At 63.9% G+C, this 21174-nt stretch carries 22 protein-coding genes; 8 read left to right on the forward strand and 14 right to left on the reverse strand.

All coding sequences use genetic code 11. The features are described 5' to 3' along the window. Positions 1 to 43: 43 nt before the first annotated feature. Entirely contained in the window at positions 44 to 628 is a 585-nt protein-coding gene (locus tag OA2633_RS06690) for a TIGR00730 family Rossman fold protein (RefSeq protein ID WP_009801747.1), read from the reverse strand. A 182-nt stretch (positions 629 to 810) separates the two neighbouring features. On the opposite strand from OA2633_RS06690, the gene OA2633_RS06695 reads away from it, so the two are divergent. Next, a complete protein-coding gene (locus tag OA2633_RS06695; RefSeq protein ID WP_009801748.1) occupies positions 811 to 1947 on the forward strand; it encodes a hypothetical protein in 1137 nt (378 codons plus the stop codon). An 18-nt stretch (positions 1948 to 1965) separates the two neighbouring features. Here OA2633_RS06695 and OA2633_RS06700 read toward each other — a convergent pair whose 3' ends face one another. Next, positions 1966 to 2310 (reverse strand): ArsC/Spx/MgsR family protein, encoded by a 345-nt coding sequence (locus tag OA2633_RS06700; protein WP_040612514.1) that lies wholly within the window; start codon positions 2308 to 2310, stop codon positions 1966 to 1968. A 96-nt stretch (positions 2311 to 2406) separates the two neighbouring features. On the opposite strand from OA2633_RS06700, the gene OA2633_RS06705 reads away from it, so the two are divergent. Beyond that, entirely contained in the window at positions 2407 to 3636 is a 1230-nt protein-coding gene (locus OA2633_RS06705) for a serine hydrolase (protein ID WP_009801750.1), read from the forward strand. A 17-nt stretch (positions 3637 to 3653) separates the two neighbouring features. Here OA2633_RS06705 and OA2633_RS06710 read toward each other — a convergent pair whose 3' ends face one another. The 5 genes from OA2633_RS06710 to OA2633_RS06730 all read right to left on the reverse strand — a co-directional run bounded on the left by OA2633_RS06710 (position 3654) and on the right by OA2633_RS06730 (position 9992). Then, positions 3654 to 4073, reverse strand: a complete 420-nt coding sequence (locus OA2633_RS06710) for an MAPEG family protein (RefSeq protein ID WP_009801751.1) — start codon at positions 4071 to 4073, stop codon at positions 3654 to 3656. Positions 4074 to 4160: 87 nt separating this feature from the next. Then, complete coding sequence (gene ispG / locus OA2633_RS06715) at positions 4161 to 5303, reverse strand: flavodoxin-dependent (E)-4-hydroxy-3-methylbut-2-enyl-diphosphate synthase (RefSeq protein WP_009801752.1); 1143 nt, start codon at positions 5301 to 5303, stop codon at positions 4161 to 4163. A 104-nt stretch (positions 5304 to 5407) separates the two neighbouring features. Further along, entirely contained in the window at positions 5408 to 6280 is an 873-nt protein-coding gene (locus tag OA2633_RS06720) for a helix-turn-helix domain-containing protein (protein WP_009801753.1), read from the reverse strand. 72 nt (positions 6281 to 6352) lie between these two features. Beyond that, positions 6353 to 8656, reverse strand: a complete 2304-nt coding sequence (gene ptsP / locus OA2633_RS06725) for a phosphoenolpyruvate--protein phosphotransferase (protein WP_009801754.1) — start codon at positions 8654 to 8656, stop codon at positions 6353 to 6355. 100 nt (positions 8657 to 8756) lie between these two features. Further along, complete coding sequence (locus OA2633_RS06730; protein WP_009801755.1) at positions 8757 to 9992, reverse strand: aspartate kinase; 1236 nt, start codon at positions 9990 to 9992, stop codon at positions 8757 to 8759. A gap of 170 nt (positions 9993 to 10162) precedes the next feature. On the opposite strand from OA2633_RS06730, the gene ubiG reads away from it, so the two are divergent. Continuing rightward, entirely contained in the window at positions 10163 to 10933 is a 771-nt protein-coding gene (gene ubiG, locus OA2633_RS06735; protein WP_009801756.1) for a bifunctional 2-polyprenyl-6-hydroxyphenol methylase/3-demethylubiquinol 3-O-methyltransferase UbiG, read from the forward strand. A 2-nt stretch (positions 10934 to 10935) separates the two neighbouring features. Further along, entirely contained in the window at positions 10936 to 11652 is a 717-nt protein-coding gene (locus OA2633_RS06740; protein WP_009801757.1) for a ZIP family metal transporter, read from the forward strand. Position 11653: 1 nt separating this feature from the next. Here OA2633_RS06740 and OA2633_RS06745 read toward each other — a convergent pair whose 3' ends face one another. The 4 genes from OA2633_RS06745 to OA2633_RS06760 are packed head-to-tail and all read right to left on the reverse strand — an operon-like array spanning position 11654 to position 14038. Then, positions 11654 to 12082 carry a DUF1178 family protein gene (locus tag OA2633_RS06745; RefSeq protein ID WP_009801758.1) on the reverse strand — a complete coding sequence of 143 codons (429 nt, stop codon included), beginning with the start codon at positions 12080 to 12082 and terminating at the stop codon, positions 11654 to 11656. Beyond that, on the reverse strand, positions 12079 to 12918 hold the full coding sequence (locus OA2633_RS06750; RefSeq protein ID WP_009801759.1) for a carbon-nitrogen hydrolase family protein: 840 nt from the start codon (positions 12916 to 12918) through the stop codon (positions 12079 to 12081). The genes OA2633_RS06745 and OA2633_RS06750 overlap by 4 nt, the downstream gene beginning before the upstream one ends. Beyond that, entirely contained in the window at positions 12915 to 13184 is a 270-nt protein-coding gene (gene grxC, locus OA2633_RS06755) for a glutaredoxin 3 (RefSeq protein ID WP_009801760.1), read from the reverse strand. The genes OA2633_RS06750 and grxC overlap by 4 nt, the downstream gene beginning before the upstream one ends. A 53-nt stretch (positions 13185 to 13237) precedes the next feature. Continuing rightward, positions 13238 to 14038, reverse strand: a complete 801-nt coding sequence (locus OA2633_RS06760) for a ComF family protein (RefSeq protein ID WP_083783304.1) — start codon at positions 14036 to 14038, stop codon at positions 13238 to 13240. A 107-nt stretch (positions 14039 to 14145) separates the two neighbouring features. Here OA2633_RS06760 and OA2633_RS06765 point away from each other — a divergent pair, with 107 nt between their 5' ends. Next, positions 14146 to 14964 (forward strand): methyltransferase domain-containing protein, encoded by an 819-nt coding sequence (locus tag OA2633_RS06765; RefSeq protein ID WP_009801762.1) that lies wholly within the window; start codon positions 14146 to 14148, stop codon positions 14962 to 14964. On the opposite strand, the gene OA2633_RS16580 is transcribed toward OA2633_RS06765, so the two are convergent. From OA2633_RS16580 to OA2633_RS06775, 3 genes are read right to left on the reverse strand one after another with little or no spacing between them, the layout of a single operon-like run. Next, positions 14961 to 15227: a Flp family type IVb pilin gene (locus OA2633_RS16580; RefSeq protein ID WP_256377099.1), complete on the reverse strand. Its 267-nt coding sequence runs from the start codon at positions 15225 to 15227 to the stop codon at positions 14961 to 14963. The two genes, OA2633_RS06765 and OA2633_RS16580, sit on opposite strands and share 4 nt — an antisense overlap. Continuing rightward, positions 15125 to 15550, reverse strand: a complete 426-nt coding sequence (locus OA2633_RS06770; RefSeq protein ID WP_009801764.1) for a (deoxy)nucleoside triphosphate pyrophosphohydrolase — start codon at positions 15548 to 15550, stop codon at positions 15125 to 15127. Before OA2633_RS06770 ends, OA2633_RS16580 begins: the two co-directional genes overlap by 103 nt. Positions 15551 to 15610: 60 nt before the next feature. Further along, positions 15611 to 16603 (reverse strand): peptidylprolyl isomerase, encoded by a 993-nt coding sequence (locus tag OA2633_RS06775; protein WP_009801765.1) that lies wholly within the window; start codon positions 16601 to 16603, stop codon positions 15611 to 15613. A gap of 116 nt (positions 16604 to 16719) precedes the next feature. Between OA2633_RS06775 and secA the strand changes: the two genes are divergently transcribed. The 3 genes from secA (at position 16720) to OA2633_RS06790 (ending at position 21172) form a co-directional block, all read left to right on the forward strand. Further along, a complete protein-coding gene (gene secA / locus OA2633_RS06780) occupies positions 16720 to 19500 on the forward strand; it encodes a preprotein translocase subunit SecA (RefSeq protein WP_009801766.1) in 2781 nt (926 codons plus the stop codon). Between the two features lie 27 nt (positions 19501 to 19527). Further along, positions 19528 to 20004: a GNAT family N-acetyltransferase gene (locus OA2633_RS06785; protein WP_009801767.1), complete on the forward strand. Its 477-nt coding sequence runs from the start codon at positions 19528 to 19530 to the stop codon at positions 20002 to 20004. Between the two features lie 70 nt (positions 20005 to 20074). Next, positions 20075 to 21172: a DUF2235 domain-containing protein gene (locus OA2633_RS06790; RefSeq protein WP_040613195.1), complete on the forward strand. Its 1098-nt coding sequence runs from the start codon at positions 20075 to 20077 to the stop codon at positions 21170 to 21172. Positions 21173 to 21174 lie beyond the last annotated feature (2 nt).

The raw sequence follows: 21174 nt of genomic DNA on the forward strand, positions 1-21174 counted from the left end.
CGCGTGTTTTGGAAAGGGGGTGAGGCTGCAGCAGGAGCGGGTTTCAGACCTGCCCCGCCTCAAGCGTGGCGATCATGCCGGGATGTTCGAAGGCTTCGAACTTCTCAAGCAGCTCTTCAATGGTCTCGCCCCGCACCAGCATGGCGCGGTGCTTGTCGAGCAGGAAGCCTTCCTCGGTCATGTGATCGATGAAGCCGAGGAGCTTGTCGTAATAGCCGCTGACATTCAGAACGCCGACGGGCTTCTTGTGCCGGCCCAGCTGGGACCAGGTCCAGACCTCGAACAGCTCCTCCATCGTGCCGATGCCGCCGGGCATGGCGATGAAGGCGTCAGAGGCTTCCGCCATCATCAGCTTGCGCTCGTGCATGGAGGTGACGATGTGCATGTCCTGCACGCGCGGATGAGCGATCTCCTTCTGGTGGAGAAAGTCGGGAATGACCCCGTACACCTCGCCGCCGGCATCAATGCAGGCGTCCGCCACAAGACCCATCAGTCCGACCTGTCCGCCGCCATAGACCAGGCGGATATCGTTTTGAGCCAGTTTGACGCCCACCGCTTTCGCTGCGCGGGCGTATTCAGCTGCGGCGCCCGGATTGGAGCCGCAATACACACAGATGGATTTTTTCATACCCAAGGATTTAACGCTGTCGTCTGACGGCGGAAAGTCTTTTGTACGCATGGCCGGGATGCGGGAACAGCAGCGCCAGAATAATCCCCTCATGAGAGATTTTTTCTCTTTGAGATTGTGATTCATCGCCTCCGAATATACGACTCCAGGTAGCGCGATTTACGCGCACAGGGAGATGCATCATGCAAATCGATCACCACGAAGGCCTCTCGCCGGCGGAATTCGCCATGCAGGTCATTGAACGGCTCAATGCGCGGTACGGCATCAGGCTGGACTCCGTCCTGACGAACCCGGCGCTCAGCCTGTCCCAGCGTCGCCGTCAGGCCCAGATGATGCTGATGGAAGCGGCGCTGGAGCAGGTCGCGCGCACCGAGGCGGACAGCAATCTCGATCCCTCCGAGCTGGCGCCGGAGTTCGAAGCCATGCTCAAGGACGACGGCGACGCCGTCGAGATCGAGCCCAACTACATTGTCTCAGAGCACAATGCCGAGGTCATCGCCACCTATCGCGGTCAGGACGTGTATGACTATGTCTTCACGCTCACCAAGCGCTTCGAGAACATGTCCGCCGCCAAGAGCGAAGGACAGCTGGCGATCGAGATCGTCGCCGGCGGCCTTGTGTCTGTCGGCACGCCCATGGCGTTCTACACGATCAAGGCGCTGCGCGGCGGCGCCGCTCTCCTCAGTGCTGTGAAAACAGGCGTGACCTCGCTGGGCATGAAGACGGCGGTCGCGACCGTGATCATCATCCTGGTGGCGTTCCTGTTGTATCTGCTGCTCGAGAACCCGAAGAAGATTCTCGGCATCGTCATGAACAACACCGATCAGAACTTCGTCGTCAACAACTGGCGCAAAGGGCTGGATGGAGAGAGCGGATACGATCTCTACATGGCGCATGGCGAGATGAAGTCCTTCATGCAGGACAACCAGACCGGCGATCTGGATTCGCCCAAGGTCCAGCTCAAGTCACGCTTCTTCTTCGCGCCGGGAGACCCTGACAACTCGGTTTGCGTCGGCGTCTTCTTCGCCGATCGCAATATCGGTTTCCGCGGTTCGGAAGGCGTGATGGTCTTCACCTCCAAGGAGACAACCGATCTGAGGATCGCCCTTCAGTTCGCTGTTCCCTACACCAAGGATAACGGCACCAACATCAAGACGCTCGACAAGGCCCCGTCCGACATGGATGCGCTTTTCCGCGACATGTACAACAATCGCGGCGTTCACATCGCCCGCACGGAAAAGGGTTATCGGCTGGAATCCACGGTCAATGACGCCCGCGGCGGCGTGGTCGCCCTGATCGGCTGCATCACCCAGCTTTGATCCTGCCTCGGGCTGGCGTCAGTCTGACGTCAGCCCGTTCAGCACATCCTGCGACCAGCCGACGGTGACCGCGTCATCATTCTCGATCACCGGGCGCTTGATGAGAGTCGGAGTCTCGATCAGCAGGCCCGCCGGATCGGAGTCTGCACGAAGGCGCTGCGTCTCATCCAGGCCGCGCCAGGTGGTGGAGCGTGTATTGATGAGCGCCTTGCCGCCAACCGCCGCCAGCCAGACCGGAACCCGATCGGCCAGATCCGCCTCGGCGCGAATATCGATGAAGTCATGCGCCACACCGGCAGCCTGCAGGGACTTCACAGCCTTTTTACAGGTATCGCAGTTTTTTAGTCCGTAAATCCGGGTCATGACTCATCCCTTGTAACGTATACGTCTCTGTTCATCGCCGGGTCGGGCCTTTCAGGCAAGGCTGGCCCTGCAGCAGGGCAATCGCTGGGAAAAGACATGCCATCATCACTCAATTTTGCGCTCAAGCTGGTTCTGGGCCTCGCCCTGATCGCAGCAGGCTGGACGTTCATCGCCACGCAATGGGGCTGGAAGGCGCTGCCCGATGCGCCCGCGCCCACTGTGGAGATCCTTGACGCCCGGTTTGAAGCGGCGGGACTTGAAGCGGCCAATGTGCTTGAAACGGCGCGTCAGCGTCTGGGCGTGCCCGCCATGACAGCCGCGGTCGCCGTGGATGGCGAGCTGGTCTGGGCGGCGGGTTCGGGCTGGTCGAATGTGGAAACGCAAACCCCCGCCACACCCGACACCCTCTTCCGCATCGGCTCCACCTCCAAGGCGATGACCTCCACAATGATCGCCCGGCTTGTGGATCAGGGCGCTCTGGCGCTTGATGACACGGTCAGCGATCACCTGCCCGACGCGCCGAACCCGGACTGGAACCTGATCCGACTCGATCAGCTGATGTCGCACACGGCGGGTTTTCCCGGCTATGAGAACAATTCAGACTGGCCGGACGCCTATGAAACCCTGCGCATGAAGCGCCAGTTCGATCATGTTGAAGACAGCCTGATGCTGGTGGACGACGCCCGCCTGCTCTCTGCGCCGGGCGAAAGCTTCTATTACAGCTCGTTCGATATCGTTCTGGCAGCCGTCCTGGCCGAGCGCGCCGCGGGCGAGGACTATGCCAGCCTGCTGGAGCGTGAAGTGCGCGCGCCGCTGGATCTGCAAACCCCGGTCCTGGCCAATTCCGGCCCGGAGCCAGACACCCTTGCGCGCTTTTATGAGAGCCGCAATCAACGCCAGGTGCGCCCACGCGGCGCGGTGAATGTCAGCCAGCGCTGGCCGAGCGGCGGGCTCTACAGCCGTTCGATCGATCTGGTGCGCGTCGCCAGCGCCTGGCTGGATGACGCCTACATCTCCGAAGCCACTCGCGAACAATTCTGGACGCCCATGCGTCTGAATTCCGGCGAAGTGAATGAGCAAAGCTATGCGATCGGTTGGCGGGTGAACCCGCAAAACACCACCCGTTTCGGCGAGGATGCACCCGTGCGCATCGTCCACCACGGCGGGGTCAGCCGCGGCGCGATGAGCTGGCTCATCCTCTACCCTGAGCTGGGCATGGCCGTGGCGCTGAACATCAATACCGAGACCGATGAGTACGGTGATTTCTCCAGCGTCGAGCCGGAGATCACGCGCCTGTTCGCCGAGGCGGCAGGCCGGACGCCCTAAGGCGCCCGGAAGCCCGCTTAGACTATCAGGGCGAGCAGATTGCGCACGGCCATCACGATCAGGACGATGCTCGAAAGGCTGAACAGCACGAACCGCACGGGCACGAAGTTCACCGTCGCCTGGAAGATGCTGTGCGCCACGCGCAGGATCACATAGGCCCAGGCCAGTCCGATATTGAGCGGGTCTGCAACGCCCACCAGATGGCTGTAGATCGCCAGGGCGTAGAACACGACCGGCTGTTCGTGCAGGTGGTTGTAGTTGTCGGCCACCTGACGCACCGAGCGCGGCAGCACGTCGAGCTGGGATTTTTCCTTGAGTTCGGCGGGCTTGAGCCCGGCCTTCTGCATGGCCGGAATGCGCGTGGCGTACATCCACAGCCACATGATCAGCGTCCAGCACACCAGCATCAGGACTGGCGTCATCATGGATTGAAACATCGTCTACTCCCCTGTAGGGCCGCTCTGATGGCGGCTCGGGGAGCAGCTAAGCGCAAGCCGGACCTGCTGGAAAGCGTAAACTGGACGCTATTGCGCGGCGGCTTCGGCCGCTTCACGTTCGGCCCGCATCTTCGCGGCCTTGTCCTCGACCGCTTCGACGATGCGCTCGATCATGGTCTCGTTGGAGACCTTCTCGTCCGCCTGTCCGGCGAAGTAGAGCATGCCAGAACCCTTGCCGCCGCCGGTGAAGCCGAGATCGGTATAGGCCGCCTCACCCGGTCCATTGACCACGCACCCAATGATGGACAGCGAGATCGGTTCGGAGATGTGCTCGAGCCGCTGTTCCAGCGTCTCAACCGTCTTGATGACGTCAAAGCCCTGACGCGCGCAGCTGGGACAGGCGATGATGTTCACGCCGCGCGTGCGCAAACCCAGCGATTTGAGGATGTCGTAGCCGACCTTGATCTCCTCGACCGGGTTGGCGGACAGGGAGACGCGGATGGTGTCCCCGATCCCGGCCCACAGAAGCGATCCCATGCCGATCGAGCTTTTCACCCCGCCCGTGCGCAGGCCGCCCGCCTCGGTGACGCCCAGATGCAGCGGCGCATCGGTGGCTTCGGCAAGCGCCTGATAGGCGGCCACGGTGAGGAAGACGTCGGACGCCTTCACCGAGATCTTGTATTCGCGGAAATCGAGATCCTCGAGGATGCGCGCATGGTTGAGCGCGCTTTCCACCATGGCCTCGGGACAAGGCTCGCCATACTTCTCCAGAAGCTCGCGCTCCAGAGAACCCGCATTGACGCCAATCCGGATCGAGCAGCCATGATCGCGGGCGGCGGAGACGACTTCCTTCACCCGATCCATGGACCCGATATTGCCCGGATTGATCCGCAGGCAGGCCGCGCCCGCCTCGGCGGCCTCAATGCCGCGCTTGTAGTGAAAATGGATGTCGGCGACGAGCGGAACCTTTGCGGCCTTCGCGATCGTCCGGAAGGCGGCGGTGGAGTCCGTGTCCGGGCAGGAGACGCGCACAATGTCCGCGCCCGCGTCTTCCAGCTGACGGATCTGGTTGATCGTGGCGTTGGCGTCCGAGGTGGGCGTGTTGGTCATGGACTGCACCGAAATCGGCGCATCGCCGCCCACCGCCACATTGCCCACATGGATCTGACGGCTCTTGCGACGGTCAATCATCCGCCAGGGCCGCACCTTGGTGTGGTCTTCAACCGCCATGTCGCCGCCTCGCTTGGCAGAGGGTTTCAGTCTCACTGGGATATAAGCATTCAAGCGGGGTCACGCGAGCCCCGTTCCTGCCGCCGCCTCACACAAGTGCAGTGTTAGCCTGCTTCCGTTTCCCGAAGCGCGGTCAGCACGAACTCGGCGGCCGAGACATTGTCGACTGCCTGACCCGGTTCGCCCAGCGGGCCGAGCGGACGTCCGGCGGCGCGCACCAGCACGGCGCCTGCATCATTCGTGGAAATCGTAAGGCCCGGCTCATCGGGCGCGCGATAGAGTTCGCCCGGTTCCAGCTCGCGCGCGGCGAGGATGCGGCCAGACGCGTCCCGCACTTCAATGTCGACCCGACCGCCCGCTTCCAGAACAAGCGTATTGCCGGCATTGGCGTCCGGCAGGCCCGACCAGATGGCGGCGCGGCTCGGCGCAGAGGCTTCCAGCTCGACGAGCGGGGCTTCGGCGCGCATGAGCGCATCCATCGGCGCCGCGGCGCCGGCGAAGGCTTCAGCCCGGGTGACGTAATTGCCATACCAGCCGGCCGCGACCACAACGCCGCCCAGAATGAGTACGGCGCCCACAAGTCCGCGCGGCAGCTTGATCTCGCGGCGTTCCTGCGGCGCGGTCGGTTCGCCCCGGCCGGCGTCGCAATCCACTTCCGCCTTGAACTGGCGCACACAGTCAGCGACGTCGAGCCCGAGGAAAGCGGCATAGGTGCGCAGATAGCCTACAGCATAGGCTTTGGACGGCAGACCGCGCGGGTCCATCGTCTCCAGGGCGTCGAGATAATCGCGCTTGATGCGGGTCCGGGCGGATGCGCTGTCGAGGGTCAGACCGGCATGGGTCCGGCTCAGGCGCAGGCGTTCGCCCAGGCTGACGCCTTCAAGCGCCGGCGCCGGCGCGCTGAACACCGCGTCAACAGGGACGTACCCTGTCTCGTCAGACATCGGTTCGTAATCGCGCATCTTCGCGTTCGCCATTTTCTGCGTCACAATGGACGCTCCCTCTAGTGTGGCGCCCCAGCCTCACACAAGGTTATTCAACCAAATGCTTTAGTTTTTATCAACAACTTCTCGCGGCAATCCGATTTCTTTTCCAGCGCGGAGCATGCGATCGCGCAAGGAAGCAGGCCCGATTGTCGCGCCCTGCAGAATTTCAGCGTCCAGCCAGGGCGTCAGAAGGCTGAGGTCACACCCCGCCAACGCCTGCTTGACCGGCCCGATCGATCCTGCCGCCATGGAGAGGCTGCGATACCCCAGCGCCGCCAACACGCACGCCTCCAGCGGACGCCCCGCCAGTTCGCCGCACACATTCACGGGCTTGCCAGAGGCGTCACACGCTTGCCTGACATCTTTAAGCAAGCGTAACGCAGGTGCGCTGATCGGGTCGTAACGGTCTGAGACTCGGGGATTTTGACGGTCCGCCGCGAAAAAATACTGCATCAGGTCATTGGCGCCGACCGAGACGAAGTCGGCCAGTTCCAGACAGGCTTCGGGCGCAAACGCCACAGCCGGTGTTTCCAGCATCAATCCGACGCGCAATTTCTCCGGCGCATCATGCCCGTGGCGCTGCGCGAGATCGAGCTCGCGCTCAAGAACGTCACGCGCCGCCGCCAGCTCCTCGGCCACCGAAATCATCGGGAACAGGACATTGAGCGTCCGCCCGCCGGAGGCCCGGACCAGGGCGCGCAGCTGGTAGCGGGTCAGCGCAGGGCGGTCGAGCCCCATGCGCAAGGCCCGCCAGCCCAGAGCCGGATTAGGTTCACGCATGGATGGAATGAAGGGCGTGACCTTGTCACCGCCCAGGTCCAGCGTGCGGAAAACCACGGGCTTGTCGCCCGCGGCCTCATACACGGCCTTGTAGAGCTCGATCTGCGCGCTCAGGCGCGGCAGGGTGTCAGCCACCATGAACTGGAACTCGGTGCGGAACAGGCCCACGCCCGCAGCGCCGGTATCCTCAAGCCGGTTCATCTCCACCAGCAGACCCGCATTCATGCCCAGGCTGAGCTCCTGGCCATCTTTTGTCCTGGTGGGGGCGTCGCGCAAATGCGCGAAGGCCCGCTGGCGCTCCACCAGGGCGGCGATCCGCTCGTCATAAGCCGTTCGGACTTCCTCATTGGGGCGCACATGCAGCAGGCCGAACTCACCATCGAGAATGACGCTATCGCCTTCCTCCACACGATCAAGCGCGCCATCGAGCCGGCCCACCATGGGGATGCCCAGCGCCTTGGCCACGATGGCGGCATGGCCCGTGACCGAGCCTTCCTCAACCGCGATGCCCGCCAGGCGTGAGCGATCAAACTCCAGCAGCTCCGCCGGACCGACCGAGCGCGCGACGATGACGGCGTTCTCGGGCAGACTGTCTTCCTCCGCCTCCTCGGTGCGCGCGAGATGGCGCAACAGGCGATTGGCGAGATCTTCAAGATCGTGAAGGCGTTCCTGGAAGTGCGCATCCCGCGCCTTCATCAGGCGCGCCCGGTGTTCGTTGCGGACCCGTTCAACAGCGGCCTCGGCGGTCAGGCCGGCCCGGATCGCCTCGCCCAGCTGGTTCAGCCAGCCCCGGTCATGGGCGAACATGCGATAGGTCTCGAGCACTTCGCGCGAGGGCGTACCGATCGGCACGCGAGCTGAATCCAGCAGCTGATCCACTGACCGGCGCAGGCGGGTGATCGCCTCGTTCAGGCGCGCCTCCTCAGCAGCGGCGTCATCGGCCACAAGGCGCGTCGAGAGGACGTGAGGCTCGTGCTTGACCGCCACCCCGCGCACCACGCCCGCGGACAGGGCCAGCCCCTGAAAGCGTTCAGGCTTGGATAGGCGCACTTCAAGCTCGGCGAAGCCTTCGGCCTGCACCAGCTCGCCCGAGGTGACGATCTCGGCCAGCAGCATGGCGACGGTCTGAAGCGTCTCGATCTCTTCTTCGGTGGTCGGACGCACGGCGCCGGTCTGGGCGGTCAGAACGCCCACCAGACGACCGCCGCGCAGGATCGGCACGCCGACAAAGCTCTTGAACGGCTCTTCGCCGGTTTCAGGCTTGTAGGAGAAGCTGGGATGGGACGGCGCGTCCTCCACGGCGAAGGGGCGCGCCCGGCGCGCCACCTCGCCCACAAGGCCCTCGCCGGCATGGAGCCGCACACGGTGCACCGCCGAGGCGTCCAGACCATGGGTGGCGGACAGCTCCAAGGCGCCCGAGGGGCGCACCAGATAGATCGAGCACACATCCGCACCGGTCTCTTCCGCGATGATATCCGTCAGCCGGTCGAGGCGCTTTTGCGCATCTTCCTGGGCCGCCATCAGGTCACGGATACGGCTGAGCAGGCGGCGCGGGCCGCGCGCGGTGGACAGGCTTTTGGGCGTCATGGCGTTCTGTCAGGCATCCTGTCTGGGGCCGTCACAAACGGGGGCGCACCCGGTCGAGTCTGGCATTCTGGCGATAGAGGCCTTGTTAAAGGGGGGTTCGTCAAGCCTTGGACGGCGCCGAACCCAACCTGTAGGCGGCGTGAAGCGCACGCACAGCGTGTTCAAGATAGTCCGCGTCCACCAGGGCCGAGATCTTGATCTCGCTGGTCGCGGTCATGCGCACCGCGATCCCTTCCCGCGCCAGAACGCCGTAAAGGGTGCGAGCGACATCCGCCCGCCCCCGCAGACCGGTCCCGACAACAGACACCTTCGCCAGCCCGGTCTCAGAGCGGACTTCCAGCCCGTTGGGACGCGCCGCGGCTTCGGCCGCGGCCAGGGCGCGCGGCAAGTCCCGCCCCGCCACCGAGCACTCCACCACCGAGCCGCCCGAGCGCGCGCGGGCCTGGACGATCATGTCCACATCCACATCAGCCTCGCCCAGCGCCGCGAACAGAAGCTCGGCCGCCTGCGGCCCTTCGCCGCCATGAATGGAGAGGCGCGCTTGGTCGCGCACATAAGCAACACCTGAGACAATGCGTTTCTCACCGATCTCGAATTCCGGCGTCACTTCGGTGCCCGCGCTTTGCCCCGCTGGCAGGAAACTCGATTTCACGCGCAGGGTGACGCCCTTGGCCTTCGCGTATTCCACGGACCGTGTCTGCAGCACTTTCGCGCCCATGGCCGCCAGCTCCAGCATGGCGTCATGACTGATGCGCTCGACCCGCACGGCCTCGGGCGCAATACGCGGATCAGTAGTGAAGACACCGTCCACATCCGTGTAGATATCGCATTCCGCGCCCACAGCCGCCGCAACCGCCGCTGCGCTCAGATCAGTGCCGCCGCGCCCCAGCGTGGCGAGCCGTCCTTCGGCGTTCAAGCCCTGATAGCCCGCCACCACCGGAATCACGCCCGCGCTCAACATCGCGTCGAGCTGTTCGCCATGGATGTCGGTGATCTTGGCGCCGCCGGGCGGGCCTTCGACAAGGATGGGCAGGCTCCATCCCATCACGGCTTGGGACTGGAAGCCCTCGCGCTTGAGCGCCAGGGCCATCAGCGCCGCGCTCGCCTGTTCACCCGCCGCGAGGACCGTATCGGTTTCAGTTTCGCCCAGCCCCCCACCCAGCGCTTCGGCTGCGCCCAGCAGGCGATCCGTCTCGCCCGCCATCGCCGAGACCACCACGGCGACCTGTTTGCCGGCGCGGGCTTCGGCCGCGACGATGGAGGCGGAATGGGCGATGCGTTCGGGATTGGCCATGGAGGTGCCGCCGAATTTCAGCACGAGACGCGGAGCGGTCATCAACATCCTCCAAAGACAAAACAATCAGCAGGGCAAATGCGGCAAACGGCGCAACGGGGTCGATAATCGCGAGCGATGGGACCATATTGCGGCGCGATTGGTACAAAACCGGCGATATCAGCGCAAATGCGCAGAACCGTTCATGCGCCGGCATGTGTAAGGAGCCCGTCATGGCCCAGGCCGAAGCCCCGACTGCCTTGTCCACGCCGTCGATCGATCCCGAAGAGGTCGAGAAGTTCTCCCGTATCGCCGGGGAATGGTGGGATCCGAAGTCGAAATTCGCGCCCCTGCACAAGTTCAACCCTGCGCGACTGACCTATATCCGCGACATATTGAGCCGGCATTTCAAGACCGAAGGGGCAGAGCCGCTAAAGGGCCTGAAGGTGCTTGATATCGGCTGCGGCGGCGGTCTGGTCTCCGAACCCATCGCCCGCCTCGGCGCCTCCGTCACGGGCGTCGACGCCGCAGAAGCCAACATCAAGACCGCGCTCGTGCATGCCGAGGAAAACGGCCTTTCGATCGACTATCGTCACGGCACGGCCGAGCAATTGCTCGAAGACGGCGGGCCGGAGCAATTCGACGTCGTGCTCAATCTCGAAGTGGTCGAACATGTCGCCAACCCGGATCAGTTCCTGCGCAATTGCGCCCGCATGGTGAAACCGGGCGGCATGATGATCGTGGGCTCGATCAACCGCACGCCGCGCGCCTTCGCCACCGCCATCTTCGGCGCAGAATACGTGCTGGGCTGGCTGCCGCGCGGCACCCACCGCTTCAGCAAACTCGTCAAACCCATGGAAGTCCGGGCCGCTCTCAAGGCAGAAGGTCTGACCGTCATGGAGCCCGTGGGCGTCAGCTATAACCCGCTCAAGGACGTGTTCTTCATCACGTCTGATTCCGGCGTCAACTATCTGATGGGATCGGTGAAGCCGGCGACGTCATAACCATGACGACCGAACCGCTGTCTCAGGCCATTCTCTTCGCCTTGCTCGCCGGGGCGACCATCCCTCTGGGGGCGGCGCTGGCGCTTTGGGACAAGGTCCATCCCAACTGGATGTCGGGCGAGCTGCGCCATGGCGTGATCGCCTTCGGCGGCGGGGTGCTGGTGGCGGCGGTCGCGCTGGTGCTGGTGCCTGAAGGCGTTGATCTGATGCCGGGCTGGATGGCGCTCGCGGCCTTTATTGCAGGTGGAATCTGTTTCTTCTTCATCGACCGCACGCTGGGTCGCAGCGGCAAGTCCATGGGTCAGCTCATGGCCATGCTGGTGGATTACCTGCCCGAAGCGATCGCGCTTGGGGCCATGCTGGCGACGGGAGCTGAAGCAGGGCTGCTGCTGGCATTGCTGATCGGCTTGCAGAACTTCCCAGAGGCCTTCAACGCCTTCCGGGAACGCGCCGCCAGCAGCTCTGAAAGCGCCATGAAGACCTATCTCCCCTTCGCGCTCATGCCGCTCCTGGGCCCGATCGCCGCGGCCTTGGGCGTGATGTTCTTCGCCCCCAATCAGATGGTTCTGGGGGCGCTGATGGTGTTCGCGGCAGGGGGCGTGCTGTTCCTGACCTTCCAGGACGTGGCGCCGGATGTGAAGCTTGAGAAAAGCTGGGCGCCGCCTCTGGGCGCCGTGCTTGGCTTCGCGCTCGGGCTCGCTGGCGACATCTTCCTCTAGGCTAGTTCGCCTTCTTCGGCGGGGTCGGTGCAAAGGGCGCAGGCAGCGGCGCGCAGGGCACGCCCTCCTCGCTCAGCTTTTCACGCTCTTCAGCGGTTGTTTCGCCATAGATGAGGCGCTCAGGCGCATCACCCTTGTGAATGGCGCGGGCCTCGCGGGCGAAATCCTCGCCCACATAGTCGAAATTGGAGCGGATATGGGCCTGCACCTGACGCGCCAGGGTTTCAAAGTCCGGCGCGCTGTTGGCGGTCGCCTCCGTCTTGCGCGCGGTCCTGACCGACGGCGCCATCAACTGCTTTGAAACCTCGATGGAGCCGCAATGCGGGCACTCCACCAGACCGCGGTCCTTCTGGACGTCATAATCGTCTGAATTGCGGAACCAGGCCTCGAACTCATGCCCGTCCGCGCAAGCCAGCGCGTAGCGGATCATGGACCCGTGAACTCCCGATCATTGCTCAGCGACGGAATACGAGAGCGCGCCGCCCCGACTTCATCAAGGTCGATCTCGGCATGGAGGACGCCCGGCTCGTCATGATCAAAGGCCGCCACGATCTCGCCCCAGGGACCGATGACCATCGACCGCCCCCAGGTCTTGCGGCCATCCTCATGCTTGCCGCCCTGGGCGGGGGCGAGGATGAAGCTGCCGGTCTCGATGGCGCGGGCCCGCAGCAGGGTTTCCCAATGGGCTCGCCCGGTCGGACGGGTAAAGGCGCTCGGAACAGAAATCATCTGCGCGCCCGCCTTGGCCAGACGGCGATAGAGCGCGGCGAAGCGCACATCGTAGCAGATGGTCAGACCCAGCCGGCCGCCCGCCGCCTCGGTCAGGACGGCGCGGTCGCCCGGGGCGTAATTGGTGGATTCCGAATAGGTCTCGCCGCCGCCCAGCGCCACATCGAACATGTGGATCTTGTCATAGGTCGCCTTGAGCGCCCCGTCCGGGCCAAACAGGTGCGAACGATTGACCGCGCGTTCGCGTCCATCAGAAGACGCGCCGCCCTTGAGCGCCATGGAGCCAATCAGAAGATCAATGCCGAGGGAGTCCGCGAGATCGGCGAAGCGCACAATCGCGGGCTCCACCTCGGGGGTGTGGATTTGCTGAAACAGCTGATCGGCGTCCTTCTGGACCAAAGTGGTGGTCTCAGGGGTCAGCACGAATTTTGCGCCTGCAGCCGCCGCTTCGCGGATCAGGGCTTCGGCGTCGTCCAGATTGCGTTCCGGGTCGACGCCGGAACGCATCTGGATCAGGGCGAGTTTAACGGCGCTCATAGCGCTCCTTCATTCCGCAGCAGGTCATCAAGCTTGCCCGCATTCTCCATCGCCATCATCTCGTCGCAACCGCCCACATGGGTGTCGCCGATGAAGATCTGCGGGAAGGTGCGGGCTCCATTGGCGCGATCCACCATTTCCTTTTTCTTCTTCACATCAAAGCCGGCGTCAATCTCGTCAAAGGAGACGCCCTTCTTTTTCAGAAGCGAGACGGCGCGCACGCAGTACGGACACATCGGACGGGTATAGATCGTGACGGCGGCCATGAGGCCCTCCTTGTCTGTTCGTTCGGGGGGAGCGGTTCATCCGCATTCGCCCCTTATTTAAGCGGGTCGACGGGTTTCACAACGCGCGCCAGCGTGATCGCGGTCACATCTTCGGCGCCGGCGCGTTTCAGAACCCTTGCGCAAGCCTGCAAAGTTGCGCCGGTCGTGTGCACGTCGTCCACAAGGACAAAACGCCGCCCCTGCACGAAAGGTTTCGCCGCTTCACGCACCATGAAGGCGCCCGCCACATTGCGTCGCCGCGCCTTGGCGCTGAGCCCGCCCTGACTCGGGGTCGGACGGCTTCGAGCCAGCACATGCGGCTCCACCGGCAGGCCAGAGCTGTGCGACAAGGCCCGCGCCAGCAGGAAAGACTGGTTGAAGCGCCGCTTGCGCAAACGGTGCGCATGAAGTGGGATAGGGATCAGCGTGTCCGCGCCCTCCAGGGCGTCAGCGCCCGCTCGCATCATCCAGCGGCCAAAGACGGACACCCCGTCCGTGCGGCCGGCATGCTTGAGCATCAGCACCAGACGACGGCTTTTCTCGTCATAGACAAAGGCGGCGCGACTGATCCGGCAGGGCGGATTGTCTTGTCCAGCGCACGCCCCGCACACGGCGCCCTTCCCGATGGGATAGTCAAATGGCCGGCCGCACCTCGCACACCAGGGCGCATCCAGAAACCGGACCTCACGCCATGCCGCGGGCGACAGCTCGCCCGGCGCAGTGACCGGCTCGCCCGTCACCGGGCAGAGCGGGGGCCAGACCAGATCCGCACACACCCGCCACAGCGCCAGGGCTTTGCCTCTCAGCGTATTGGGTCCATATCTCGGGCATGAGCCCGGTGACGCTGATTTCATCCAAACCCGTCCCTCAACCCGAGGGCGGACCACCCGCCCTCTTTGACCGGCGGCTCCTTGTCCGTCGCCGGGAGCGCGCCGCGCACGCGTTTCAAGACTACGACTTTTTGCACGCTCGCGCTGCAGACGATCTTCTCGATCGCGTGGAAAGCGTAACGCGCGACTTCGACACCTGTCTGGTGCTGGGCGGCGGCGGCGCAATCGGACGCGCGCTCGCAGACCGCCCCGGCGCCCGCAGCAAGATCAATCACCTCATCGAGACCGACCTGTCGCCCAGGATGGCGCGGTTGAGCGATCAGACCGCCGTGTGTCTGGATGAGGAACGCCTGCCCCTCGCGCCGCAGAGTGTGGATCTGGTGATCTCCTGCCTCAACCTTCACTGGACCAATGACATCGTCGGCGCCCTGATCCAGATCAATCATGCGCTCAAGCCTGACGGCTTCTTCGCCGGCGCGCTGCTGGGCGGGGCGACCCTGACCGAACTGCGCCAGAGCTTCCAGAAAGTCACCGATGAAGACCCCGCGCCCCGACGCGTCTCCCCCTTCGCCGATACGGTGGACATGGCGGGACTTTTGAGCCGCGCCGGCTTCACCCTGCCGGTGTCGGACGTGGACCGGGTGAAGGCGCGCTATGGCAATTCCTTCGTCCTGATGCGTGATCTGCGCGCCATGGGGGAAACCAATGCGCTGTACGACCGGCCGCGGACACCAGGCACCAAGAGCCTGTTCGTGAAGACCGCTCAGGCCTATGCCGAAGCCTTTGCGGAAGAGGATGGAAAAGTCCCCGCGACCTTCGAGATCATCTATTTCGCGGGATGGGCGCCGCACCCGGACCAGCCCAAGCCCAAACGCCCCGGCTCGGCGCAGGTCAGCCTGGCGGACGCGCTCGGCGTCGCCGAGCACAAGACCGGGGACAAGGCGGGCTAGCCGCCCGCGCCGCCAGAGGCCGTGCTGATCGTATTGCCGACCGTCTGCAAGAGCGCCCAGAGCTGATTGCCGAGCAGTGAGACGGCGGTGATCACCACCACGCCGAGAAGCCCCACCAGCAGACCGTACTCGATGGCGGTGGCGCCGCTTTCGTCAGCGATCAGCCGACGCGCGCACCGACCAGCCTGTCGCGCAATTCCGCCGCGAGCGGCTTGTCGGCCGGAGGCATCGGATACTCGCGGAACTGATCGGTCCGAACCCAGGCGATGGCCTGACCTTCGGTCGGGCGAATGAACCCGTCCCAGCGTCGACACACGAAAAGCGGCATCAGGAGATGTCCGCCCGTTTCGAGCTTTTCCGACGCAAAGGCGAAAGGCTGCAGACATTGCTCGCATGGCTCGATCCCCAGCTCCTCACGCAGTTCGCGCACCAGAGCCTGCTCAGGGCTTTCGCCCGGTTCCACCTTGCCGCCCGGAAACTCCCAGAGCCCGGCATGCTGTTTGCCTTCAGGGCGCCGGGCCAGCAGCACGCGACCATCCGGATCAACCAGCGCGCACGCCACCACAAGCAACAGGTTCGAACTCATATCAGTAAGCCAGTCTGGTTAAAGCGATGTGTGGAGACAGGGTATATGGGCCATTAAGGCCTAGGGCGCATCCTGTCCCGGCGCCTCTTCAGGCGTATCGATATCCTCTGGCGCGACCGCGCTGGGCTCGGTCGTGCGCAAGGCGCTTGGGGCGCGGCCCGCAACCCGGGTCACCGGATAGCGCTCGCGCAGCACTTCGAGAAGATCGTCAATACCTTGCAGGGTCAGGAAGCGGACGATGTTGGGACGCACCTCTTCAAGGCTCTCGCGCGGTTGAAGACGACGGTCCATGACCTGCAGGACATGCCAGCCATATTCGGTCTCGAAGGGGGCGCTGACCGCGCCCTCATCCGTCGCGAACGCCACCTGGGCGAAGCCCGGCAGAATCCCCGTGCGGGTGAAGTACCCAAGATCACCGCCGCTGAACCGGGTGGCGAGATCGCGGCTGACCTGTGCGGCCAATTGTCCGAAATCACTCCCCTCCGCCAGCAGCCGGGCGACCTCGTCGGCCTCCTCACGGGTCTCCACAAGGATATGTCGCGCCCGGATCTCCTCCGTGCGCGGCGCAAGCCGGCTCTGCTCTTCATAGACCAGCTCGACCGCCTCATCGGTCACCGCGGAGGCGATGGCGTTCTCAACCAGGATATTGCCCAGGATCCGCTCTTCGGCCGCCGCCAGGCGCAATCGGGCTTCCTCGTCGTCCTGGACATCGCGGGCAACCGCTTCCAGCGCCAGAAGCCTCTGGTCGATGAGGTCTGACAGGGTGTCGCGAAACACCTGATCGGAGGGCATGAGCGCCTGCGGGGTCTCAGTCAGCCCCAGCGAGACGGCTTCTCGACGCACGTCGTCCACAGTGATGATCGTCTCGCCCACCCGGGCCGCAATCTGCGACTGATCGACATCACGCTGCGCGATGAAGCGCAGTCCGGCCTGGGAAGCGCTGGCGTTGCGAGGCTGTGATTCTTCAGCATCTTGCGGGCTGCAGCCCGCAGCGAACGCAGTCGTGATCACCGCAGCTGCTACAAGCAGACGGCGGGCTTGATTGACAGTCAATCAGGGCCTCCTTAAGTCACCAGTGACCTTCTACGACGTCAGAATTGCGCCCCGGCTCCGCCGAGCGCGTTCAGACCGTCTTTTATTCATTGTTCGCCCGTCAAGGCAGATACGTCATGCTCAACATCGCCCGCAAGCTTTTCGGCTCCTCCAACGACCGCGAGGTCAAGCGCATGCGTCCCATCGTGGACCAGATCAATGCGCTGGAGCCAGACTTTGTCGAGCTTGATGACGCGGCGCTGGCGCAAAAGACCGTCGAATTCCGCGAACGCCATGAAAACGGCGAGAGCCTGGACAAGCTGCTGCCCGAAGCTTTCGCCGCCGTTCGCGAAGCCGCCAAGCGCGCGCTCGGCCAGCGCCATTACGACGTCCAGCTGATGGGCGGCATCGTGCTGCACCGGGGCAATATCGCCGAGATGCGCACCGGTGAAGGCAAGACGCTGGTCTCCACCCTCGCCGCCTATCTCAACGCGCTGCCGGGCAAGGGCGTTCACGTGGTGACGGTGAACGACTATCTCGCCCAGCGAGACTCCGAGTGGATGGGCCGGGTCTTCGCCAAGCTGGGCATGACCACCGGCGTGATCATCCATGGCATGAGCGATCCCGAGCGTCGCGCCGCCTATGGCTGCGACATCACCTACGGCACCAATAACGAGCTGGGCTTTGACTATCTGCGCGACAACATGAAGTACGCGCTCAATGACATGGTGCAGTTCGGCGGCCGGCCGCTGGAAAAGGCCGAGCATCACTACGCCATCGTCGATGAGGTGGACTCCATCCTGATCGACGAGGCCCGCACGCCGCTGATCATTTCCGGTCAGACCGAGGACCGCACCGACTTCTACAAGACCATCGACGCGATCATCCCGCTGCTCGACGAGGAAGACTATACGATTGACGAGAAGGCCCGCTCCTGCACCTTCACCGAGGAGGGCAACGAGCACATCGAGCAATTGCTGAAGGAACGCGACCTGCTCGATGCCGACGCCGACCTCTATGACATCGAGAACATTTCGGTGGTTCACCATGTGAACCAGGGCCTGAAAGCGCACAAGCTGTTCGTCCGCGACAAGGACTATATCGTGCGCGAAGACAAGGTGGTCCTGATCGACGAATTCACCGGCCGGATGATGCCGGGCCGCCGGCTTTCGGACGGCCTGCACCAGGCCATCGAGGCCAAGGAGACGGTCGACATCCAGCCCGAGAACCAGACGCTGGCGTCGATCACCTTCCAGAACTATTTCCGGCTGTACAAGAAGCTTGGCGGCATGACCGGCACCGCCGCGACCGAAGCCGACGAGTTCCACGACATCTACTCGCTCGGCGTGGTGGAAATCCCCACCAACCGCCCCGTGCAGCGGATCGACGAGGAAGACGAGCTCTACCGGACGGAGGGCGAGAAGTTCAACGCCATCCTCAAGGCCATCGAGGACGCCCACGCCAAGAACCAGCCGGTCCTTGTGGGCACGGTCTCGATCGAGAAATCCGAGCGTCTGTCGGACTTCCTGAAGAAGAAGAAGATTCCGCACCAGGTGCTGAATGCGCGCTATCACGAGCAGGAAGCCGGCATCATCGCCCAGGCGGGCGCGCCAGGCGCCGTGACCATCGCCACCAACATGGCCGGCCGCGGCACCGACATCCAGCTGGGCGGCAATGTGGACTACAATCTTCAGGAATGGGTCGAGGCCGAGAAAGCCGCCGGCCGCGACCCTGAGGACGCCGCGCTCAAGGCCAAGCGCGAACAGTTCGAGGCCGAAGTCGCCGACAAGAAGACACAGGCGCTGGAAGCGGGCGGTCTGTTCGTGATCGGCACCGAACGCCATGAAAGCCGCCGCATCGACAATCAGCTGCGCGGCCGCTCGGGCCGTCAGGGCGACCCGGGGCGTTCGGCCTTCTACCTCTCGGTGGAAGACGACCTGCTGCGCATCTTCGCGCCCGAACGCCTCGACGGCATCATGCGCACGCTGGGCCTGAAAGAGGGTGAGGCCATTCAGCACCCCTGGATGACCAAGGCGGTCGAGACCAGCCAGAAGAAGGTCGAGCAGCGCAACTACGACATTCGCAAGAACATCCTCAAATACGATGATGTGATGAATGATCAGCGCAAGGCGATCTTCGAGCAGCGCATCGAATTCATGACCGCCAAGGACGTCTCCGACGTCATCTCGGACATGCGCGAAACCACGGTCGAAGATCTGGTCACCCAGCACATCCCGGCGCGCGCCTATGCCGACCAGTGGAATGTCGAGGGCCTGGACGAGGACGTTCGCAAGTATTTCAGCCTCGAACTTCCCATCAAGGACTGGGCCGCCGAGGAAGGCATCGCGGACGAGGAAATGCGCGAGCGCCTGATGAAGGTGGTCGACGAGACCTATGCCGAGAAGGCCGCCAATATCGGCCCGGACCTGATGCGCCGGATCGAGAAACAGATCCTGCTGCAGACCATCGACCAGAACTGGCGTGATCACCTGCAGAATCTCGACGCCCTGCGCTCTGCTGTCGGCCTGCGCGGATACGCCCAGCGCGACCCGCTCAACGAGTTCAAGACCGAGGCCTTCGCCCTGTTCGAGCACCTGCTTGATCAGCTGCGGTACGAGACGACACGCGTCCTGTTCGCCCTGCGCATGTCCCAGAGCGCCCCGGCTCCCGAAGCGCCGCAAGCGCCCAGGAACATCCAGGCCCAGCATATCGACCCGCAAACCGGTCGGAACGAGATGGCGGATGGCGATTCCCGTCCGCCGCAGACCACGCCCTCGCCGTCCGCGACCCGCGTGGCCGCTCAGGATGTGGATCCCAACAATCCGGGCACCTGGGGGCGCGTGCCGCGCAATTCCGCCTGCCCGTGCGGGTCGGGCAAGAAGTTCAAGCATTGTCACGGGGCGATTGGTCAGGCCTGATCGTCCTGACGCCCCCAGAGAGGCTTCATGCCCGAAACCACCCTGACACGTCTTGAGCCGGATCAGTTTGACGCCGTGAATGCGATGATCCTGCGCTCCAAGGCGTTCTGGGGCTATGATGCGGACATGATGGCCAAGATGGAGACGGTGCTGCGTCTCGACCCTGCAGCCGCTGCGGAAGGCCGCGCCATCGCCGCCTGGCAGGCAGGCGCCCCGATGGGACTGGCGCAGATCAGCGCGCCTTATGAGGCCGAGGGCGGCTTCGCCGTCATGCTGGACCTTCTGTTCATTGCGCCAGAGGCAATAGGGTCGGGTCTGGGCAAACAGCTCTATGACTGGGCGCTCGATCAGGCCCGCATGGCGGATGCAGTCAGCCTGCATATCCTGTCAGACCCCAATGCCCGCGGCTTCTACACCGCCATGGGCGCGAGCTTTGTCGAGGATCGCCCCTCCAAACTCATTCCGGACCGGGTATTGCCCTGGCTGGAGCATCGTCTCACCTGAGGCGATAAATCATCGATTGCGCGGAATTCACCTCTGAGTCATGGTTTCTAACCAGATCGAGGAGGCGAAGATGAAGCGGCTGATCGTGTGTTGTGACGGCACCTGGCAAACCATCAGCCAGAAAGTGCCGACGAATGTGGCCAAGCTGGCCTTTTCTCTTGATGGCTGCGACACGAACGCCCCTGACGGCCCCGTCGAGCAGATCGTCTATTACGACTCCGGCGTCGGGACGCCCTTCACCCAGAACAATTCAAGCTGGTTCAACCGTCTGGTCTCTTCCCTGAAAAAGAAGCGTCAGGGCGCCTTTGGCGGCGGACTGGAAGAGAAAATCTATGACGCCTACCGCTTCCTGTCGCTGAACTATCGCGAGGGCGACCAGATCTGGCTGTTCGGCTTTTCCCGCGGCGCCTACACCGTGCGGTCACTGGCGGGCCTGATCTACAATTCGGGACTCCTGCACCGGCGCAATCTGGGCAAGCTGCCCGACGCCTATGCGCTCTACCGCTCGAAGGATCTCAAGCCCTCCTCCTGGACGTGCCAGGAGTTTCGCGAGCGCAACGGCTACGAGCCGGACATCCATTTTCTGGGGTGCTGGGACACGGTCGGCGCCCTGGGCATTCCCGACCTGTCCGAGGATCACGACCTCAATGAGCGTCTGAATGAAGAGTATCGATTCCACGACGCCCAGCTGAACCGCAAGGTGCTGCATGCGCGCCATGCCTGCGCGCTGGACGAGAGCCGCAAGGCCTTCCCCCTGACCCCGATGGAGGCGTCCAGGGACGCGAAGAACGACAGGGACCCGCTCAAGCAGATCTGGTTCATCGGCCCCCATGGCGGCGTGGGCGGCGGGGAATCCGCCAACACCCCCTTCTCCGACATTGCCCTGAAATGGATGGCGGATGAGGCGCGCGAGAAAGGTCTCGCCATCGAGTATGCCGTTCTTGATTCCCGGCTGGAGCCCGATCCGCTGGCTGAGCTGAAGCCGCCCAAGGGGCTGCTCTCGGCCCTCGGCGACCGGGTGCGACAGGCCCCGGAGCCGTCAGCGGAGACGCTGGCGCTCTTTCACCCCAGCGTCTGGGTGCGATTCGATCATGGGGACCTGAACTACAGGCCCGAATCCATGCAGGGATGGGCCGATGCGGACCGGAGCGGATGGGGCCGAGCGTAAGC

This window comes from Oceanicaulis sp. HTCC2633 (assembly GCF_000152745.1).
Classification (GTDB): domain Bacteria; phylum Pseudomonadota; class Alphaproteobacteria; order Caulobacterales; family Maricaulaceae; genus Oceanicaulis.

What these genes read in the sequence shown, in the direction of transcription:
- secA (WP_009801766.1), top strand. Translation starts at nt 16,720, where the DNA reads ATGCTCAACATCGCCCGCAAGCTTTTCGGCTCCTCCAACGACCGCGAG.
- OA2633_RS06745 (WP_009801758.1), bottom strand. Translation starts at nt 12,082, where the DNA reads ATGATCCGCTACGCGCTGGCTTGCGCGGACGGGCATGAGTTCGAGGCC.
- ubiG (WP_009801756.1), top strand. Translation starts at nt 10,163, where the DNA reads ATGGCCCAGGCCGAAGCCCCGACTGCCTTGTCCACGCCGTCGATCGAT.
- OA2633_RS06750 (WP_009801759.1), bottom strand. Translation starts at nt 12,918, where the DNA reads ATGAGCGCCGTTAAACTCGCCCTGATCCAGATGCGTTCCGGCGTCGAC.
- OA2633_RS06760 (WP_083783304.1), bottom strand. Translation starts at nt 14,038, where the DNA reads ATGAAATCAGCGTCACCGGGCTCATGCCCGAGATATGGACCCAATACG.
- ispG (WP_009801752.1), bottom strand. Translation starts at nt 5,303, where the DNA reads ATGGCGGTTGAAGACCACACCAAGGTGCGGCCCTGGCGGATGATTGAC.
- OA2633_RS06705 (WP_009801750.1), top strand. Translation starts at nt 2,407, where the DNA reads ATGCCATCATCACTCAATTTTGCGCTCAAGCTGGTTCTGGGCCTCGCC.
- OA2633_RS06710 (WP_009801751.1), bottom strand. Translation starts at nt 4,073, where the DNA reads ATGTTTCAATCCATGATGACGCCAGTCCTGATGCTGGTGTGCTGGACG.
- OA2633_RS06695 (WP_009801748.1), top strand. Translation starts at nt 811, where the DNA reads ATGCAAATCGATCACCACGAAGGCCTCTCGCCGGCGGAATTCGCCATG.
- OA2633_RS06700 (WP_040612514.1), bottom strand. Translation starts at nt 2,310, where the DNA reads ATGACCCGGATTTACGGACTAAAAAACTGCGATACCTGTAAAAAGGCT.
- OA2633_RS06785 (WP_009801767.1), top strand. Translation starts at nt 19,528, where the DNA reads ATGCCCGAAACCACCCTGACACGTCTTGAGCCGGATCAGTTTGACGCC.
- grxC (WP_009801760.1), bottom strand. Translation starts at nt 13,184, where the DNA reads ATGGCCGCCGTCACGATCTATACCCGTCCGATGTGTCCGTACTGCGTG.
- OA2633_RS06730 (WP_009801755.1), bottom strand. Translation starts at nt 9,992, where the DNA reads ATGACCGCTCCGCGTCTCGTGCTGAAATTCGGCGGCACCTCCATGGCC.
- OA2633_RS06770 (WP_009801764.1), bottom strand. Translation starts at nt 15,550, where the DNA reads ATGAGTTCGAACCTGTTGCTTGTGGTGGCGTGCGCGCTGGTTGATCCG.
- OA2633_RS06690 (WP_009801747.1), bottom strand. Translation starts at nt 628, where the DNA reads ATGAAAAAATCCATCTGTGTGTATTGCGGCTCCAATCCGGGCGCCGCA.
- OA2633_RS06740 (WP_009801757.1), top strand. Translation starts at nt 10,936, where the DNA reads ATGACGACCGAACCGCTGTCTCAGGCCATTCTCTTCGCCTTGCTCGCC.
- ptsP (WP_009801754.1), bottom strand. Translation starts at nt 8,656, where the DNA reads ATGACGCCCAAAAGCCTGTCCACCGCGCGCGGCCCGCGCCGCCTGCTC.
- OA2633_RS06720 (WP_009801753.1), bottom strand. Translation starts at nt 6,280, where the DNA reads ATGGCGAACGCGAAGATGCGCGATTACGAACCGATGTCTGACGAGACA.
- OA2633_RS06790 (WP_040613195.1), top strand. Translation starts at nt 20,075, where the DNA reads ATGAAGCGGCTGATCGTGTGTTGTGACGGCACCTGGCAAACCATCAGC.